Annotated in this window: 16 protein-coding genes; 7 read left to right on the forward strand and 9 right to left on the reverse strand. The window is 36.9% G+C overall.

Annotated features, from left to right (window positions below; all coding sequences use genetic code 11):
* Positions 1 to 8: 8 nt before the first annotated feature.
* On the reverse strand, positions 9 to 899 hold the full coding sequence (locus FIT63_RS05515; RefSeq protein WP_140006915.1) for a M23 family metallopeptidase: 891 nt from the start codon (positions 897 to 899) through the stop codon (positions 9 to 11).
* 42 nt (positions 900 to 941) lie between these two features.
* Between FIT63_RS05515 and FIT63_RS05520 the strand changes: the two genes are divergently transcribed.
* The 3 genes from FIT63_RS05520 (at position 942) to FIT63_RS05530 (ending at position 4,298) form a co-directional block, all read left to right on the forward strand.
* Positions 942 to 1,385, forward strand: a complete 444-nt coding sequence (locus FIT63_RS05520; RefSeq protein WP_140006916.1) for a DciA family protein — start codon at positions 942 to 944, stop codon at positions 1,383 to 1,385.
* On the forward strand, positions 1,375 to 2,172 hold the full coding sequence (locus FIT63_RS05525; RefSeq protein WP_140006917.1) for a sulfite exporter TauE/SafE family protein: 798 nt from the start codon (positions 1,375 to 1,377) through the stop codon (positions 2,170 to 2,172). The genes FIT63_RS05520 and FIT63_RS05525 overlap by 11 nt, the downstream gene beginning before the upstream one ends.
* A 101-nt stretch (positions 2,173 to 2,273) precedes the next feature.
* The gene (locus tag FIT63_RS05530) at positions 2,274 to 4,298 is read left to right on the forward strand and encodes a sodium-translocating pyrophosphatase (protein WP_140005651.1); all 2,025 of its coding nucleotides are present in this window, start codon (positions 2,274 to 2,276) and stop codon (positions 4,296 to 4,298) included.
* 49 nt (positions 4,299 to 4,347) lie between these two features.
* Here FIT63_RS05530 and FIT63_RS05535 read toward each other — a convergent pair whose 3' ends face one another.
* The 5 genes from FIT63_RS05535 to FIT63_RS05555 all read right to left on the reverse strand — a co-directional run bounded on the left by FIT63_RS05535 (position 4,348) and on the right by FIT63_RS05555 (position 10,237).
* Positions 4,348 to 5,247 carry a phosphoribosylaminoimidazolesuccinocarboxamide synthase gene (locus FIT63_RS05535; RefSeq protein ID WP_140006918.1) on the reverse strand — a complete coding sequence of 300 codons (900 nt, stop codon included), beginning with the start codon at positions 5,245 to 5,247 and terminating at the stop codon, positions 4,348 to 4,350.
* Entirely contained in the window at positions 5,248 to 6,423 is a 1,176-nt protein-coding gene (locus tag FIT63_RS05540) for a phosphoglycerate kinase (RefSeq protein WP_140006919.1), read from the reverse strand.
* Positions 6,424 to 6,433: 10 nt separating this feature from the next.
* Positions 6,434 to 7,453, reverse strand: coding sequence for a type I glyceraldehyde-3-phosphate dehydrogenase (gap, locus tag FIT63_RS05545; RefSeq protein ID WP_140006920.1), 1,020 nt, complete (start codon positions 7,451 to 7,453; stop codon positions 6,434 to 6,436).
* Between the two features lie 70 nt (positions 7,454 to 7,523).
* Positions 7,524 to 9,515 (reverse strand): transketolase, encoded by a 1,992-nt coding sequence (gene tkt / locus FIT63_RS05550; RefSeq protein WP_140006921.1) that lies wholly within the window; start codon positions 9,513 to 9,515, stop codon positions 7,524 to 7,526.
* Positions 9,516 to 9,682: 167 nt separating this feature from the next.
* Entirely contained in the window at positions 9,683 to 10,237 is a 555-nt protein-coding gene (locus tag FIT63_RS05555) for a thioredoxin family protein (RefSeq protein WP_140006922.1), read from the reverse strand.
* A gap of 43 nt (positions 10,238 to 10,280) precedes the next feature.
* Here FIT63_RS05555 and FIT63_RS05560 point away from each other — a divergent pair, with 43 nt between their 5' ends.
* The 4 genes from FIT63_RS05560 (at position 10,281) to FIT63_RS05575 (ending at position 14,186) form a co-directional block, all read left to right on the forward strand.
* Entirely contained in the window at positions 10,281 to 11,021 is a 741-nt protein-coding gene (locus FIT63_RS05560; RefSeq protein WP_140006923.1) for a 16S rRNA (uracil(1498)-N(3))-methyltransferase, read from the forward strand.
* A gap of 69 nt (positions 11,022 to 11,090) precedes the next feature.
* Entirely contained in the window at positions 11,091 to 12,644 is a 1,554-nt protein-coding gene (gene argA / locus FIT63_RS05565; protein WP_140006924.1) for an amino-acid N-acetyltransferase, read from the forward strand.
* Positions 12,645 to 12,671: 27 nt separating this feature from the next.
* Positions 12,672 to 13,556, forward strand: a complete 885-nt coding sequence (argB, locus tag FIT63_RS05570; protein WP_140006925.1) for an acetylglutamate kinase — start codon at positions 12,672 to 12,674, stop codon at positions 13,554 to 13,556.
* Positions 13,557 to 14,186 (forward strand): pyrimidine 5'-nucleotidase, encoded by a 630-nt coding sequence (locus FIT63_RS05575; protein WP_140006926.1) that lies wholly within the window; start codon positions 13,557 to 13,559, stop codon positions 14,184 to 14,186.
* On the opposite strand, the gene FIT63_RS05580 is transcribed toward FIT63_RS05575, so the two are convergent.
* From FIT63_RS05580 to lpxC, 3 genes are all read right to left on the reverse strand, one after another.
* Entirely contained in the window at positions 14,179 to 15,303 is a 1,125-nt protein-coding gene (locus FIT63_RS05580) for a tRNA nucleotidyltransferase/poly(A) polymerase-related protein (RefSeq protein WP_140006927.1), read from the reverse strand. The genes FIT63_RS05575 and FIT63_RS05580 overlap by 8 nt on opposite strands.
* The gene (locus tag FIT63_RS05585; RefSeq protein ID WP_140006928.1) at positions 15,304 to 16,254 is read right to left on the reverse strand and encodes a complex I NDUFA9 subunit family protein; all 951 of its coding nucleotides are present in this window, start codon (positions 16,252 to 16,254) and stop codon (positions 15,304 to 15,306) included. It lies immediately after the preceding gene.
* A gap of 165 nt (positions 16,255 to 16,419) precedes the next feature.
* A complete protein-coding gene (gene lpxC, locus FIT63_RS05590; protein ID WP_140006929.1) occupies positions 16,420 to 17,373 on the reverse strand; it encodes a UDP-3-O-acyl-N-acetylglucosamine deacetylase in 954 nt (317 codons plus the stop codon).

Consider the following 17,373-nt stretch of genomic DNA (forward strand, 5'->3'; position numbering starts at 1 on the left):
TGAAATAATTAATATTGAATATATTTTCGAGGATCTAAGGACTCACCATTCATTCTGATTTCATAATGAAGATGAGGGCCTGTCGACCTTCCAGTGTTACCTACTAACGCTACAACTTGATTCTTTCTAATGCGATCACCTTCTTTAACTAATAATTTAGCTGCATGCGCATATCGTGTTTCAAGGCCAGATCCATGAGAAATTCTTACCATATTGCCATACTCAGGCGTTACTTCAGCTGATATCACTATACCTGCAGCAGTAGCTTTAATAGGCTGGCCAGCATCTGCACTAAAATCTAATCCTTCATGAAACGCTCTCACACCTAAAAAAGGGTCCACTCTCCAACCATAACTTGATGAATTAAAAGGTGCGTTGACTGGAGAAGCATTTGGCAAGGTATCTTTAAACACACTTTGTTTTAGATAAATGGCTTCTAAATTATTGTAGTGCTCTTCATGCCTTTCAATATCAAGTGTTAACTTATCAATAAATGACTGAAGTTCGGCTTCGGTAAAATTCTTTTCAGGAACAAAAGGGCCGCCTTGGCCAGATGATTTTATTGGTGCTGGCTTAGGAATTTTTTCATTTGTTTTTAATTTTTCTTTAGCAAAGTCTTGAAGTCTCTGGGATTGATTATCTATCCGCATCAATCGGGCTTGGAGCTCACCAATTTGGGTTGCATAAATATCTAAATTCTTTTGAAAGCTTCCCAAATTAAGGTCAAGCTTCAGGTTAATTAATGATTTTTTTTCTTCCACGTCGCCGTTATATTTTGAATCAAGCCAGCTAATCCCTTGAATAAACCCAATAAAGCACAGAAATAGTATGGCAATAAAAGTTGCTAAATGGACACTTTTTGGCTTTGATGTACTATTTGTTACAAAGATAATTCGCATTGAAATCTAAAATTTAGCTGAAATAATAGATAATTATAACTTATGAAGCCCGTGAACAAGCTTTTGGAAAGTGAAGTATTTTCCTTAATTAGAGAGAAAAATCGCTCTATTTCTGGCTATCAAAAGCTATGGTCTAACAAAGCTCCAAGCAAATTAGCCCCTTTATCTCATGTTGGCGGGATTCAAGACGACATTTTGACCATTTACGTTGAAAACAGTGGCATTGCGAGCAAATTAAAATTTATTGAGTCCACGCTACTTAAGGACTTGAATGAAGGGATTCAAAAAGAGATGCCCTTTGCTAATCCGATTAAATCCTTAAAAATTAAATTAGTAATTAAAAATTCCAAAATCACTCCTCCTCGATATAAAAGCTTTCCTGCTCAAGCTAAATTTGCTTTAGAAAATTTATTAAATAACCTCGAAGATTCACCTTTAAGACACCGACTGATTAGATTAATTAAACATCATACAAATGCTGACTGAAGCGATCATCCTCATCCTTGCTGGAAGCATCGTCGGGACTTTATCAGGACTTCTCGGTATTGGCGGGGGCCTTATCATCGTACCTATTCTCACATTTGTCTTAGTCCATTTTCATCAAATTACCTTTGATCAATCGATATTAATGGCCATTGGGACATCGCTTGCTTCTATTGTTTTTACAGGGGGGGTGTCAAGCTTCTATCATTCAAAACGAAATAATATGGACTGGTCGATTGCTACTCAATACATTCCTGGGGTTTTATTAGGTTCAGCTATGATGGCTTTTGTCATACCCCATTTAAATATCGCATTCATTAAACATGCTTTTATTGTCTATACTTTTTTTGCTGCCTATGAGATTCTAAAGACACCTACAATTAAAAGTGTTGTTCAATTACCAGCAGTTTTTTTTGCTAATATTTATGGATTTGCCATCGCTTCTATCTCGACCGTTATTGGAATCGGAGGTGGAACAATGTTTGTCCCTTATTTCATTTATCATAAAGTTAAACCGCGACTTGCGGTCGGACTCTCAAGCTCATTAGGAATATTTATTGGCTTAGGCGCTTCATTCGGATTTATCAAAAATGGCTTACATGTCAGTCAACTCCCTCAATTTAGTATCGGTTACATCTATCTCCCTGGACTTATATTGATAACATCCTCAAGTCTCATTTTTGTAAGATTGGCAACAAAATGGATTCATCAAATTTCTGTTTTATCATTAAAAAAAATATTTGCTTGTCTATTATTTTTAATCGGCTTGTCAATGCTTTTCGCAGGATAATTTGTAATTAAAATATGTAGTTTTCTAGTCACAAAGTTATTGAATGTGATAATTTATTACATAAGTTTTTCATTTTAAGATTTCAAAATTTAGGAGCATGTATGTCAGAACTTAACCTTATTATTGGCGCAGCGCTATTGGCAATTCTTTATGGTGCAGTGATGAGCGCTTGGATATTTAAACTACCTGCTGGCAATGCAAAAATGCAAGAAATTGCCCTTGCTATCCAAGAAGGGGCAAAAGCCTACCTCGCAAGACAATACAAAGCGATATCGATCGTAGGTGTGGTGCTAGCCATTTTAATTGGTTTGTTTATATCCAAAGATACTGCGATAGGTTTTGTCGTTGGTGCTTTTCTATCCGGCGCTTGCGGTTTTATTGGTATGAATGTCTCAGTGAAAGCTAATGTTAGAACTGCACAAGCCGCTACAAAAGGGATCGTTCCAGCACTTGATGTAGCTTTTAAAGGTGGCGCTATTACAGGTTTATTAGTGGTTGGACTTGGGCTTCTTGGTGTCACCGGGTTTTATATGTACCTAGGTGGAGCTGATGCAACTGATTTAAATCCTCTTATTGGGCTCGCTTTTGGTTCCTCACTTATTTCAATTTTTGCCCGTTTAGGCGGTGGTATCTTTACTAAGGGGGCGGATGTAGGTGCCGACTTAGTAGGCAAAGTTGAGGCTGGTATTCCAGAAGATGACCCAAGAAATCCTGCTGTGATTGCAGATAACGTTGGTGATAATGTTGGTGATTGCGCAGGTATGGCAGCAGACTTATTTGAAACCTATGCGGTAACTTTAATTGCAACTATGCTCCTTGGTGGGCTCGTCATTACAAATAATGGTGCAAGCGGAATTATTTATCCACTTCTATTAGGTGCGTCATCTATCGTGACATCGATTGTTGGATGTTTCTTTGTAAGAGCTACACCTAAAATGAAAAATGTAATGCCTGCTTTATATAAAGGCCTCATCGTAGCCGGCGGACTTTCACTTATAGCTTTCTACTATGTAACAAACTTTGTATTTCCTGAAGGCGTTTCAATCCAAAATGTAAACGTTTCCTCTATGGCTTTATTCCAAGCATGTATCGTAGGCCTTGTATTAACAGCAGCTTTGGTATGGATTACTGAATATTATACGGGTACAGATTATGAGCCTGTAAGGCACGTTGCGCGCGCTTCCAAAACAGGTCACGCAACAAACATTATTGCTGGCATTGGCATTTCAATGAAATCAACAGCCTTGCCTGTAATATCTGTTTGTATTGCAATTTTCGTATCTCATCATCTTGCAGGTCTTTATGGTATTGCAGTTGCGGCTACATCGATGTTAAGTATGGCTGGCATTATTGTCGCATTAGATGCTTATGGTCCAATCACCGATAACGCAGGCGGTATTGCTGAAATGGCTGGATTACCTAAGAGCGTTCGTGATGTAACTGATCCATTAGATGCAGTTGGAAATACAACTAAAGCAGTCACTAAAGGTTATGCGATTGGATCAGCCGGCCTTGCAGCGCTTGTTCTTTTTGCAGACTACACACATAAATTAGAGTCTGTCGGTATTGCAACTACATTTGATCTAAGTGACCCGCTAGTTATTATTGGATTAATTATTGGTGGTCTTATTCCTTACCTTTTTGCTGCGATGGCCATGGAAGCTGTTGGAAGAGCTGCAGGTGCGGTGGTTGAAGAAGTAAGACGTCAATTCAAAACCATCAAAGGCATTATGACTGGTAAAGGTAAACCTGATTATGCTCGCGCCGTTGATATGCTAACGACAGCAGCTATTAAAGAAATGATTGTGCCTTCATTACTTCCTGTTGCAGTTCCAATTATTGTGGGCTTAACTCTAGGACCTAAAGCATTAGGCGGTCTTCTTATGGGAACGATTGTGACCGGTTTATTTGTTGCTATCTCTATGTGCACAGGTGGTGGTGCTTGGGATAATGCAAAAAAATATATTGAAGATGGTAATCATGGTGGTAAAGGTTCAGAAGCGCACAAAGCAGCTATTACAGGAGACACTGTAGGTGATCCTTACAAGGATACTGCTGGCCCTGCTATTAACCCGCTTATTAAAATCATTAATATTGTGGCCCTTCTCATCGTGCCACTTCTTTAATTGATGAATAAAAAAAGGCGCCTTAATCAAGGCGCCTTTTTTATTTAATTTACTTTTTAATGTCTTGGCCTGTAAGTTTTTTAAAGGCTTCTAAATATTTTTCACTTGTTCTTCTAATTACATCTTCTGGTAATGAAGGCGGTGGTGGCGTTTTATTCCATCCACTATTTTCTAGCCAGTCTCTAATAAATTGTTTATCAAAGCTTGGTTGCGAGGCTCCTTCACGATATTGATCTAGTGGCCAAAACCGAGAAGAGTCTGGCGTTAATATTTCATCAATAAGTACTAAATGATTTTCATCATCTAAACCGAATTCAAATTTGGTATCTGCAATAATAATGCCCTTTGTGAGAGCAAAAGTTGAAGCTTCATGATATAGCTTAATACTAATTTCTTTAATGCGGGATGCAACATCTTTACCGACGCGAGCTTCACATTCTTCATATGAAATATTTTCGTCGTGCCTGCCAACTGCCTCTTTACTAGAAGGTGTAAATATAGGCTCACTTAATTTTGCAGACTCTTTTAAACCTTGTGGAAGTTTTATGCCACATAGTGATTGTGTTTTTTGATAATCTTTCCAGCCACTGCCTGATAAGTAACCTCGAACAATTGCTTCAATAGGCAAGGCCTTTAATTTTCTTGCGACAATAGCACGATTTTTTACCTGAATTACTTCATTTTCAGCTACAACGCTTTCTGGTGAAATTCCAGACAAATGATTGGCGACTACAAAGGAAAGCTTATTAAACCAAAAGTCAGCCATTTGCGTCAGAACAAAGCCCTTAAATGGAATAGGCTCTGCCATCACAACGTCAAACGCAGATAATCGATCTGTTGTAACAATCAATAGATGTTTATCATCAATCTCATAAATATCTCTCACTTTTCCTTTATGAAGCAATGGAAGACTCTTAATTGATGTTGCTATTAATTGATTTTCGGCCATTTAAAATCTTCTTTCTAAGATTTCAATTGCAGGAAGTTTTTTTCCTTCTGCAAACTCAAGAAATGCACCACCTGCAGTTGAGATATATGAAATATCATTTGCAACATTAAATTTTTCAATCGCAGCAATAGTATCGCCGCCTCCTGCTAATGAAAATGCGGACGCATCTGCAATTGCTTTCGTCATTGTTTCAGTGCCTTTTGCAAACTGATCAAATTCAAATACACCAATTGGACCGTTCCAAATAATAGTTTTAGCATTGTGAATACATTTCACAATTTCATCCACCGAGTCCTTTCCTAAATCAAAGATCATGTCATCTTGGCTGACGTCTTTAATATTCTTTGTTGTCGCTCTTTCATTTGCATCTAATTTTTTACCACAAACTACATCTGAAATAATAGGTAAAGATGCACCTCGCTTAGATAGTTTATCTATAATTTTTTTTGCTGCAGGGACTAACTCTTCTTCATACATAGAGCTACCTACTTCAAAACCCATTGCCTTGATGAAAGTATTTGCAATTCCGCCACCAACAATAAGCTGATCAACTTTATCAGACAATGTATCTAATATGCTTAACTTAGAGGAAACTTTGCTGCCACCTACAATGGCGATCATAGGTCTTAAAGGATTTAGCAAGGCTTTTTCAAGAGCCTCTAGCTCAGCCAAAAATAAAATACCTGCACATGCAATATCAATGTATTCCGCAATACCATAGGTTGATGCCTCTTTGCGATGCGCCGTTCCGAATGCATCCATGACAAAAATATCTGCGAGTGAAGCATATTTTTTTGCTAAAACTTCTTCATTACGTTTTTCACCAATATTAAATCTACAATTCTCTAAAACTATTAGTTGGCCTGGAGTTATATCAAAGGGTTTACTATCCCAATCCGAAACAAGGCGCACAGGATAATCAAGATGATCTTTTAGAAACTCCACCACGAGATTTAATGAGTCATTGTCATTAAATTTTCCTTCTTCAGGTCTGCCTAAATGAGACGTCACCATAACACTGGCGCCTTTTTGAAGGGCAAAGGTAATACTCGGAATGGAAGCTAGAATTCTTTTAGGAGAAGTAATTTTTCCATCTTGAATAGGGACATTCAAGTCAGAGCGAATAAAAACTCTTTTATCTTTAAGATTTAAATCGACTAGTCTTTTGATGTTCATTAATCAAATATTATTTGGCAGCTGTCATAGCTAAAGCTGTATCAATCATACGACAGCTAAAACCCCACTCATTGTCATACCAGCCAAAAACTTTTACGAGCAATCCGTCTTCACTTACTTTAGTGAGATTAGCATCAAAATGAGATGAAGCTTCTGTATGATTAAAATCAACGGATACCAAAGGCTCATCATTGTAAATTAATATGCCTTTTAATATACCTTGGTTAGCCGCTTCTTTCATAATGCGATTTACTTCTTCTTTTGATGTTGCTTTTTTAGGAGTAAATGTAAGCTCTACTAATGATACATTTAATGTTGGCACTCTAATCGCAATACCATCAAGTTTACCTTTTAACTCAGGTATCACTAATGCAACACTCTCGGCAGCACCTGTTTTGGTGGGAATCATAGAAACTCCAGCAGAGCGAGCTCTTCTAAGATCTTTATGTTGATTGTCGTTTAAATATTGATCGTTTGTATATGAGTGGATGGTTGTCATAAGTCCTGTGACAATTCCTAGTTTTTCATGCAATGGTTTTACCATTGGCGCCAGACCATGCGTTGTGCAAGAGGCATTCGAGACAATAAGGTCAGAAGCTTTTAAAGTTTGATGATTTACGCCGTAAACAATAGTAGCATCAACATCTTTATCCCCCGGTGAAGAAATCAACACTTTCTTAGCGCCTTGTTTCACATGTATGATCGATTTTTCTTTGCTAGTAAAAGCACCGGTGCATTCCATGACCACGTCTACATTTAATTTTCCCCAAGGCAAGTCCTCAGGATTTCTTGTGCTATAAAATTTGATAACATCGCCATTGATAATAATTTCATGATCATTCGTTTTGATATCAGCATTAAATTTTCCATGCGCGCTATCGTATTTTAACAAATGCGCATTAGATGCTGCATCACCGCGACTAGCATTAATGGCAACTACTTTAATATCCTGATGATTTAACTCGTAAATCGCTCTTAATATTAAGCGCCCTATTCTTCCAAATCCTGTGATTGCTATCTTAACTGCCATAAAGATTTCCTTTGGTAAAAAATAAGGCATCTCAAATTTGAGATGCCTTATTAAACTTACTCAATAAAAATTACAGAATTGATTTAACAGTTGAAACGACATTTTCTACTGTAAATCCAAAGTGTTTAAATAATGCGCCACCAGGTGCTGACTCACCAAATGTATCAATACCAACAGCTGCACCATCTAGACCAATATACTTTCTCCAGAAATCGGTAATACCGGCTTCAATCGATACACGTTTTACACCTTTAGTTAATACGCTATCTTTATATGCCTGATCTTGACGATCAAATACATTTGTTGATGGCATAGAAACAATACGCGCTTTAATATTTTGCTCTTTTAATGCAACTTGTGACTTCAATGCAAGATCGACTTCTGAGCCAGTTGCTATCAGAATAACATCTGCCTTACCGCCTTCCGCTTCTGCTAATACATAAGCACCCTTGCGAATTAAATCAATTTGCGCATCAGTTCTTTTTGTAAATGAAGTATTTTGTCGGCTTAACACTAAGCTCGTTGGGTTGTGGATACTTTCAACAGCAACTACCCATGCTACTGCTGTTTCAGTTGAGTCTGCTGGTCTCCAAACATCCATTCTAGGAATGTAACGAAGGCCTGATGTAGTTTCGATCGGTTGATGTGTTGGGCCATCTTCGCCTTGACCAATTGAGTCATGCGTTAAAACATAGATTACCCTTTGTTTCATAAGCGCTGCCATTCTCATACCATTCTTCATGTAATCTGTGAATATATGGAAAGTGCCGCCGAATGGAAGCACGCCACCATGAAGCGCCATACCATTCATAATAGCTGCCATACCAAACTCACGTACACCGTAAGAAATATAATTACCTGGTGTTTTGCCGCTTACGTGTTGGAATGACGAACAGCTTGTTAAGTTAGATCCTGTTAAGTCTGCTGAACCCCCCACAAATTCTGGCAACATTGGCGCCAGCGAAGCAATAGCGTTTTGTGAAGCTTTACGTGTCGCTAATACTTCACCTTTTTCATTGACTGATTTAATCATGGCATCAGTGGATGCCTTCCAATTTTTTGGAAGATCACCCTTCATACGACGTTTAAATTCAGTGGCTAAATCTGGGAATTCTTTTTCATAAGCTGCGAATTTATCGTTCCATGCTGCTTCAGCTTTAGCGCCTTTATCTTTACCGCTCCATCCTGCATATACGTCTTCAGGAATTACAAAAGGATCGTGCTTCCAACCAATAGCTTCTCTTGTAGCGGCTACTTCAGCATCACCTAATGCTGACCCATGACAATCATGCGATCCAGATTTGTTAGGCGAGCCTTTACCGATAATAGTTTTACAACAAATTAATGATGGTTTATCTGTGATTTTCTTCGCCGCTTCAACTGCTTTGTTGATAGCTTCAAAATCATGGCCATCTACATTTGGAATTACATGCCAACCATAAGATTCAAAACGTTTAGCTGTGTCGTCTGTATACCAACCTTCGATATGACCATCGATAGAAATACCGTTGTCATCCCAGAATGCAATTAAATTTCCAAGACCCCATGTGCCTGCAAGAGCAGAAGCTTCATGAGAAACACCTTCCATCATGCAACCGTCACCCAAAAATACATACGTGTGATGATCTACAATTTTATGATTCGGTTTATTAAATTGGTTAGCGAGTAATTTTTCTGCCATTGCAAAACCTACTGCATTACTTATGCCCTGACCTAAAGGTCCTGTGGTTGTTTCTACGCCTGGCGCATAACCGTATTCGGGGTGACCTGCACATTTAGAATGAAGTTGACGGAATGTTTTGATTTCGTCCATCGGCAAATCGTAACCTGTGAGATGAAGCAATGAATAAATCAACATCGATCCATGGCCATTCGAAAGAATAAAACGATCACGATTAGCCCAGTTTGGATTAGAAGGGTTATGTTGTAAATGATGATTCCATAAAACCTCAGCAATTTCAGCCATGCCCATGGGTGCGCCTGGGTGTCCTGAGTTTGCTTTTTGAACTGCATCCATTGATAACGCACGAATCGCGTTAGCTAAATCTTGACGTGTTGCCATTATTGCCTCCCGAAATTGACAGCATTACAAATATTTTTAAATATCTGCGTACTAAATGTAAAGTTAAAAAATTAGTGTAATTTTTAGCTAAATTATTGCTTAAATAGCCCTTTTCAGCAAGGTGAATAGGGTCTTTTTGCCTCTTGATTATTTGAGCTAAATGCTTTTCATTCTCGCCATTTGATTGAGCAACCTATACTAGACTTTTGATCGACAGGGCCCTTCTGAGTCTTAGCAACAAGAAGCATTGCCTCATATAAATCACGCGTATTATTAGGGGGTGGCTCTCCTCGACCTGTGGCATCGAAGCGTCCACGATATTGCAGCTCTAAATTGCGATTAAAGCCAAAAAAATCAGGTGTACAAATAGCATTATAAAAATGTGCGATTTCTTGACTGTCATCAATTACGTAAGGAAAAGGAAAGTTAAATTGATTCGCAATGAGTTTCATGTTCTCAAATGAATCCTCAGGATAATTCTCAGAATTATTACTTTGAATGGCAATCGTTTCAATACCTAGATCTTTTAGCGCCAGAACATCACTCACAAGTCTTGGCAAAATTGCTTTCACGTAAGGACAGTGATTACATATAAACATGACGAGTAAGCCATTAGCCCCTTTTGATTTTTCCAGAGTCCAAATGTTATCGTCGACCCCCAGTAAATTAAAATCGATCGCTTTCCAACCAAAATCGCAAAGTGGAGTATTTAAACTAACCATGTTTTATGCCTTAATATAGCTTACCTATTTAATAGAATTGACTATGGAAGAAAATCGATTTTACCACTCCGAAAACCTAGAGCTCAAACATATCGTTGAGTTAGGCGCTCAAACACATATTCACGCTACAAAAGTTTTAAGGTTAAAGGTGGGAGATCAATTTGCGCTCTTTAATGGTGATGGTTTTGATTACGTCGCAAGAGTAATTGAATTATCCAAACATAAAACCTCTGTTAAGATTATCGATAGGTATGAAGTGAATCATGAGTCGCCTTTAAAAATAACCCTTGCGCAAGGTCTTGCAGCTGGCGACAAAATGGACTGGATTATTCAAAAAGCGGTTGAGCTTGGTATCCAATCCATACAGCCACTATTGACTGAACGATCTATTATTAAGCTAGATCGTGAAAGAGCAGATAAAAAAATTGAGCACTGGAGAACGGTTGCTATTTCTGCTTGCGAACAAACTGGGCGAAGCATTATTCCGGATATCTCAAGCCCGACTCATTTAACCCAATGGCTTAGCAATCAAAACCAAACAACTGACAGTTTGAAATTAATCCTTACGCCAGCGAAAGCTCAAAATCTTAATCATTTAGAAAAACCTCTTTCCCCTGTTGTTTTTATGGTGGGGCCTGAGGGCGGTTTTTCAGAAAAAGAAATGGATTTGGCTTTAAGGAGCGGCTTTGTTCCAGTAAAATTTGGTAAGAGAATTCTAAGAACGGAAACAGCCTCCATCGTAGCACTCTCTATTATGCAAAATTTATGGGGTGATTTTGCATAAAACGCAAAAATTTTGATATTTTTATAAAAAATACATGTAAAATATGTATTTTAAGCAAATTAGTCACTTATGTCTCTTGGCGAAGCAATCAGAAAAAGAAGGAGGTCTTTAGGGCTAACCCTGCAGACCTTAGCAAAAAAAATTGCGAGCGACCCCGGAAATCTTTCTAGAATAGAAAGGGGCGAGCAAAACATCGGTGAGGCGCAATTATTAAAAATATGTGAAGCGCTTAATTGCGCGCCCTCTAGTCTTTTTCAAAATAACTCTCCTGCAAATCCCATTCAAAAACTGGACAGCCAAACATTTGCAAGATGGTTTAGATTAGCAGCTCCGTACATCAACACTTTTAGCAATAAAACATTTGTCATCGCTTTTGGCGGAGAGCTTCTCGATGAGGATCAGTTTACGGCACTCTCCCATGACATTAATTTATTAACTTGCTTAAACGTCAAAATTATTCTCGTTCATGGTGCAAGACCTCAAATTGATCAAAGACTTAAAGAGAAAAAAATTTCAACCCAACTTGTAAGAAATGTTCGAGTCACTGACGATTTAAGTATGGAAGCAGTTAAAGAAGCTAATGGCCTCATTAAAATCAATATTGAATCTACACTTTCATCGAGTCTTTTAAACTCGCCTATGGCAGGTAGTGATATTAAAGTCTCTAGCGGAAATTTTATTACTGCAAAACCTTTAGGTGTAATTGATGGTATCGACATGCAACATACAGGGGAGGTAAGGAAAATTGACAGCGCTGCCATCAAGAAAAAATTGGATAATAAAGAGTTGGTAGTGATCTCACCGATTGGTTATTCACCTACAGGTGAAGTATTTAATCTGACGATGGAAGATGTGGCGCTTAAAACCTCTATCGCTTTAGAAGCGGATAAACTTATTCTTCTCATAGATTCTGATGGTATTTTTAATCTAAGAAATGAACTTCTGCACGAGATGACGTTAGAAAAGGCAATTAATCTTTATAAAAGCATTTCAAAAAACTATCCAAAAAAACATGAGCTCATAAACATCAACTCTAATGACCTAGATCTTCTAGAAATTGCTATTAAAGCTTCTGAAGCAGGTATAAATAAAATTCATCTCATTAATAGGCATATTGATGGTGCGATTCTACAAGAATTATTTACAGATGATGGTTTAGGAACAGTTATCACCGAAAAAGCCCTCGACGCTATTAGGCCTGCTTCACATAACGACGTTAAAGGCATTCATAAACTTATTAATCCGTTGGAGGCTGGGGGGTATCTTATTAAAAGAGGCAAGGAGAGAATTGATCATGAGATAGAAAACTTTTTCGTGATCGAGCATGATAATAAAATTATCGGGTGTGCAGCTTTATATCCTTATGACGACCATGTTGAATTTGCATGTTTTGCTATTAACAAAAATTACCAGTCTAAAGGTTTTGGCTCAAAGCTATATAATTACTGCGAAGAAATTGCGCAAGAGAAAAATTACAAATATCTCTTTGCCTTAACAACTAGAACTGAACATTGGTTCGTTGAGAAGGGCTTTAAAGAAGAGAATATTCAAAAGCTTCCTAAAAAAAGAATAGAGTCTTATTTGCCACAAAGAAATTCAAAATTTTTTATTAAAAAGCTTTAAAATCTTTAAAAAACTATAGGCATAAAAATGAGTCAAAATATTCAACCAGAATACAAAGCCAAAATATTAAGTGAGGCTTTGCCGTACATCAAAAAATTCTTTGGCAAAACTATCGTTATTAAGTACGGCGGTAATGCCATGATCGACGAAAATTTAAAACAATCATTTGCTAGCGACGTCGTTCTTTTAAAATTAGTGGGTATGAACCCTGTTGTTGTTCATGGTGGTGGTCCACAAATAAATGAGCACCTGGATAAACTTGGTAAAAAAGGTGAGTTTATACAAGGCATGAGGGTAACCGATACTGAAACCATGGATATTGTAGAAATGGTTTTAGGTGGCCAGGTGAATAAAGAGATTGTAAATCTCATTAATAGACATGGTGGAAAAGCTGTGGGTCTCACAGGCCAAGATGGAAACTTTATTCACGCTAAAAAACTCCTAGTGCAAGATGAGACAGACCCCAAAAAAACAATCGATCTTGGTCACGTAGGTGAAATAGCATCCATCAACCCTAGTATTATTAATTTCTTAGATGATGGAGATTTTATTCCTGTCATAGCCCCGATTGGTGTAGGAGCTGATGGTGAGACTTACAATATTAATGCCGATCTAGTCGCGGGAAAATTATCTGAAGTACTAAATGCTGAAAAATTAATCTTACTAACAAATACACCTGGAGTACTAGACAAAAATGGTTCACTTCTCACAGGACTAACTCCGAATGAGATAGATAAGCTTGTAGAAGATGGGACATTGTCAGGTGGTATGCTACCTAAAATAAGTTCAGCACTTGATGCTGCAAGAAGCGGTGTTAGAAGTGTGCATATTATTGATGGGAGAGTGCAACACGCACTTTTATTAGAGGTATTAACTGACGAAGGTGTGGGAACTTTAATTAAGGCAAAATAATTGTCCAAAATTTGGATTTTCGATCTAGACGACACGCTTCACGACGCAAGTTCTAAAATATTTCCACGCATTAATCAATCTATGACTGCCTATGTAAGTCAAAAGCTTAATATTAGCCATGATGCTGCGCATGAATTACGCGACCAATATTGGAAAGTCTATGGTGCTACATTAAAGGGGCTCATGGAAAATCATGATGTCGATCCAAAAGAATTTTTACTCAAAACACACGATGCGCATGAGCTTTCTAAATTCGTCAAGCAATCTCACGCCTTAAAAAATACTTTAAAAAAACTCAAGGGCAAAAAAATAGTTTTTACAAATGCGCCGCTTCATTATGCGATCGCAATTATTAAATCTCTAAAAATTGAAAGGCATTTTTCGGCAGTCTACAGTATTGAAACAACAAAATATAATCCAAAACCTTCTCTCTATGCTTTTAGGAAAATTTTAAGGCATCTCGGAGAGGAGCCTCATCAATGCACTATGGTAGAAGATGATCTAGCTAATTTAAAAACGGCTCACAAGATCGGTATGAAGACTGTCTTAGTCTCAAGACAAAATAAAAAAACAGTTTTTATAAATAAACGAATTACAAAAATTACTCATCTTACAGCGCAGACTAGATAAGCTTGGCCAGTAATTTGAGTCGCGCCTCATAAATAGCAGCCTTAATATCGACGCCTCGTTTATTTTGGCTAATTGCACTAAGATTTAATTTATTAAGATGTTTTAAATACTTTTGAAACGCTTTTAAAGTATTTTGGGCTGTATTTTTCTGGCCTAGCTGACCTTCAATATAAGCCTCAAAAATTTGCATTACGTCTGGGAGGATTTCCGGATTCCTAAATAAATCCATTTTATAGATCAAATCTAAAACTTGTTGTGGCTTAAGTTTTTTAAATTGCCTTAAGTCGGATAGATTAAATACTAACTTCTCTGCTATTTTTTTAACAGCATTAGGTACAGAAAGTCTTATGTAAATTTTTTCATTGCATTTAATACCTACTTTTAAAGGGTAAGTATGCATAAAAAATATAGCCGCTCTAATATCGGTCGAGAATTTGTATTTGGCTGCATATTCTAAACTTCTTTTAATAGAGTTTTTATTTTTTGGATAATCTAATTCTGGTAGTAATAATTTAAGCGCACCGCATCGATTAAGCACTTCAAACATCAAATAGGATTTTTTTTCTGTAAATCCCACTGAAAGTTCATGCCAGACTCTCTCGGAGGCAACAGTTTCGATTTCTTTATTTTTTACAATCTGCTTGAGAAGAGCTTCTGTCTTAGGGTGAATTTTAAACTTGTGAAATCGAGCAGAAAATCGAGCAATGCGTAACACTCGAATTGGATCTTCTACAAATGCAGAGCTCACATGTCGTAGAACTTTATTTTTAATATCTTTTATGCCACCAAAGGGATCAAAAATTTGTCCTCTTTTATCTTTTGCTATTGCATTGATTGTAAGATCTCTTCGTTGCAGATCTTCTTCTAGCGTCACTTCTTTGGAAGCGTAAACTTTAAAACCCTTATACCCTTTTGAAACCTTACGCTCTGTTCTGGCCAAAGCAAACTCTTGATGTGTTTTTGGATGAAGAAAAACTGGAAAATCTTTACCTACAGGTTTATAGCCTAATTTCACCATTTCTTCAGAAGAAGAGCCTACGACTACATAGTCTTTATCTTTAACTGATAAACCCATGATTTGATCTCGAACTGCGCCGCCTACGAGATATATTTTCATTTATCTGCCAGATTTGGTTCTATAAAAATCATACCTGGAGCGTACTGGAGATCTACTTTTCTTATTAGATAGGTAATGCTCTAAACGCTCGAGGGAATATCGGTGGGAGATTTCACGTTGTGTATTCACTACATTATCAACCTCCATAGATCTCCAATTATCGCGAGTTAATATCTTAATTGGCATCATTTCCATGATGAAAGCGAATAGATATGAAAGACTTCTGTTAAGTGGAATGATTATCCGAGTTAACTTTTCTGATCGAATAATAAGCCGAATGATATCTTTGAGCGAATAAACATCAGGCCCACCTAGATCGTACATTTTTCCGTGTGTCGTTTTATCAAAAAGTGTCTTAATTAAAATCTTTGACACATCATCAATAAAAATGGGTTGAAATTTAGAATTAGGTGACAGGAGAACTATTGCTGGAAGCCATTTAACTAGAATTTTAAACATATTAATAAAGTTATCTTTTGCTCCAAAGATAATAGAAGGCCTTAATATAGTTAAGTCTAAATCTATTTGTTTGAGTAATTCAGACTCCCCTAGAGCTTTAGATTTAAGATACAAACTAGGAGCCTTGACACTTGCACCTAACGCGCTTACATGAAGCAATCGCTTAATATCTAAATCTTTCATTACTTTAGCCAAATGACTTGGCCAAATATGATGAATGTTGTCAAAAGACTCCTTTTTAGACTGATGAAGTATGCCTAAGAGATTAATTATGACATCTGTCTTTTTTAAATCTTTTTTTATTTGTGTAAGATTATTAATATCTAAGTCAAATATTTGAACGTGTGGATTGACTGTCCATAATTTAATTTTTTCTTTGTTTCGGGAAAACAATTTTAGATTGTGATTAGATTGGCTAAGAGCTAAAACAATACTGGATCCTAAAAATCCTGATGCTCCAAAAATTGCAATCGTTTTTTTAGATTTAGTCACTTGGAAATTAAAGCATTCTTAAAATTAATATAAGGATTAGAACTAATGTGATATTTGTAGTAAGTTTTAAATACTTTATATATTTTTTATTCTTTGTGTTTAGATATAAAAATGTAAATGCAACTAATACTGCAAGCAATATGAATATCAAAAGCCTTAAAATGTTCATTGGTAAACTCCCGCTATTTCTTGATTTAAAATTCCATTCTTAGAATTTGTATAACGTGTTGCTAAATTAGAGGTCTTAGGATCTTGGCTATCTAATGTTGTTAATCTCCAACATTTTTTATTGGCAAGTAGTGCAAGCAATAATTTGTTATTCAATTCGTGGCCAGATTTGTATGCTTTGAAATTACCTATAATTGAATAACCTAGCATATATAGATCACCTACGGCATCGAGTATTTTATGTCGTACAAATTCATCGTTGTAGCGTAATCCGTCTTTATTAATAATTTTGTACTCATCTAAGACAATCGCATTATCGAGTGACCCACCTCTAGCTAAACCATTAGATCTTAAGTACTCAACTTCCTGCATAAATCCAAATGTGCGTGCACGACTAATTTCTGTGATATAGGATTCATCATAAAAATCCAAAGCAACTTTGTTAGTCGATGCGTCAAAAACAGGATGAGGAAAATCGATTGTAAAATCAACTTTAAATCCGTCGTAAGGCTCAAACCTCGCCCACTTATCTTTATCTTTTACTTCAATTACATCATTAATTAAAACAAATTTTTTCGCGGCATCTTGCTCTTTGATCTTTGCTGTTTGAAGAAGGTAGATAAATGGTATGGAGCTTCCGTCCATAATAGGCACTTCGGATCCATTCAATTCGATAATAATATTATCGATACCAGTGGCTGATAATGCAGACATTAAATGTTCAACGGTAGCTACACGCGAAGTATCTTGACCAATAGCTGAACACATTTTGGTATCTTTAACAGCCTCAGGACTTACTTTAACCTCATAAATTTTCTTTTGATCAACCCTTCTAAAGACAATCCCTTTATCCATTTCGGCGGGCTTTAAAGTCATGGTCACTTTTTCACCATTATGAAGACCGACACCAGAAGTCTGCACTGACTTTTGAATAGTTCTTTGTTTAATCAT

The sequence above is a fragment of the Candidatus Methylopumilus planktonicus genome, assembly GCF_006364715.1.
In the GTDB taxonomy this organism is placed as follows: domain Bacteria; phylum Pseudomonadota; class Gammaproteobacteria; order Burkholderiales; family Methylophilaceae; genus Methylopumilus; species Methylopumilus planktonicus_A.

Coding starts and splice junctions, on each gene's coding strand:
- tkt (WP_140006921.1), bottom strand. CDS start 9,515: ATGGCAACACGTCAAGATTTAGCTAACGCGATTCGTGCGTTATCAATG.
- FIT63_RS05520 (WP_140006916.1), top strand. CDS start 942: ATGAAGCCCGTGAACAAGCTTTTGGAAAGTGAAGTATTTTCCTTAATT.
- gap (WP_140006920.1), bottom strand. CDS start 7,453: ATGGCAGTTAAGATAGCAATCACAGGATTTGGAAGAATAGGGCGCTTA.
- FIT63_RS05525 (WP_140006917.1), top strand. CDS start 1,375: ATGCTGACTGAAGCGATCATCCTCATCCTTGCTGGAAGCATCGTCGGG.
- FIT63_RS05555 (WP_140006922.1), bottom strand. CDS start 10,237: ATGGTTAGTTTAAATACTCCACTTTGCGATTTTGGTTGGAAAGCGATC.
- argB (WP_140006925.1), top strand. CDS start 12,672: ATGAGTCAAAATATTCAACCAGAATACAAAGCCAAAATATTAAGTGAG.
- FIT63_RS05560 (WP_140006923.1), top strand. CDS start 10,281: ATGGAAGAAAATCGATTTTACCACTCCGAAAACCTAGAGCTCAAACAT.
- FIT63_RS05515 (WP_140006915.1), bottom strand. CDS start 899: ATGCGAATTATCTTTGTAACAAATAGTACATCAAAGCCAAAAAGTGTC.
- FIT63_RS05580 (WP_140006927.1), bottom strand. CDS start 15,303: ATGAAAATATATCTCGTAGGCGGCGCAGTTCGAGATCAAATCATGGGT.
- FIT63_RS05530 (WP_140005651.1), top strand. CDS start 2,274: ATGTCAGAACTTAACCTTATTATTGGCGCAGCGCTATTGGCAATTCTT.
- FIT63_RS05540 (WP_140006919.1), bottom strand. CDS start 6,423: ATGAACATCAAAAGACTAGTCGATTTAAATCTTAAAGATAAAAGAGTT.
- FIT63_RS05535 (WP_140006918.1), bottom strand. CDS start 5,247: ATGGCCGAAAATCAATTAATAGCAACATCAATTAAGAGTCTTCCATTG.
- argA (WP_140006924.1), top strand. CDS start 11,091: ATGTCTCTTGGCGAAGCAATCAGAAAAAGAAGGAGGTCTTTAGGGCTA.
- lpxC (WP_140006929.1), bottom strand. CDS start 17,373: ATGATTAAACAAAGAACTATTCAAAAGTCAGTGCAGACTTCTGGTGTC.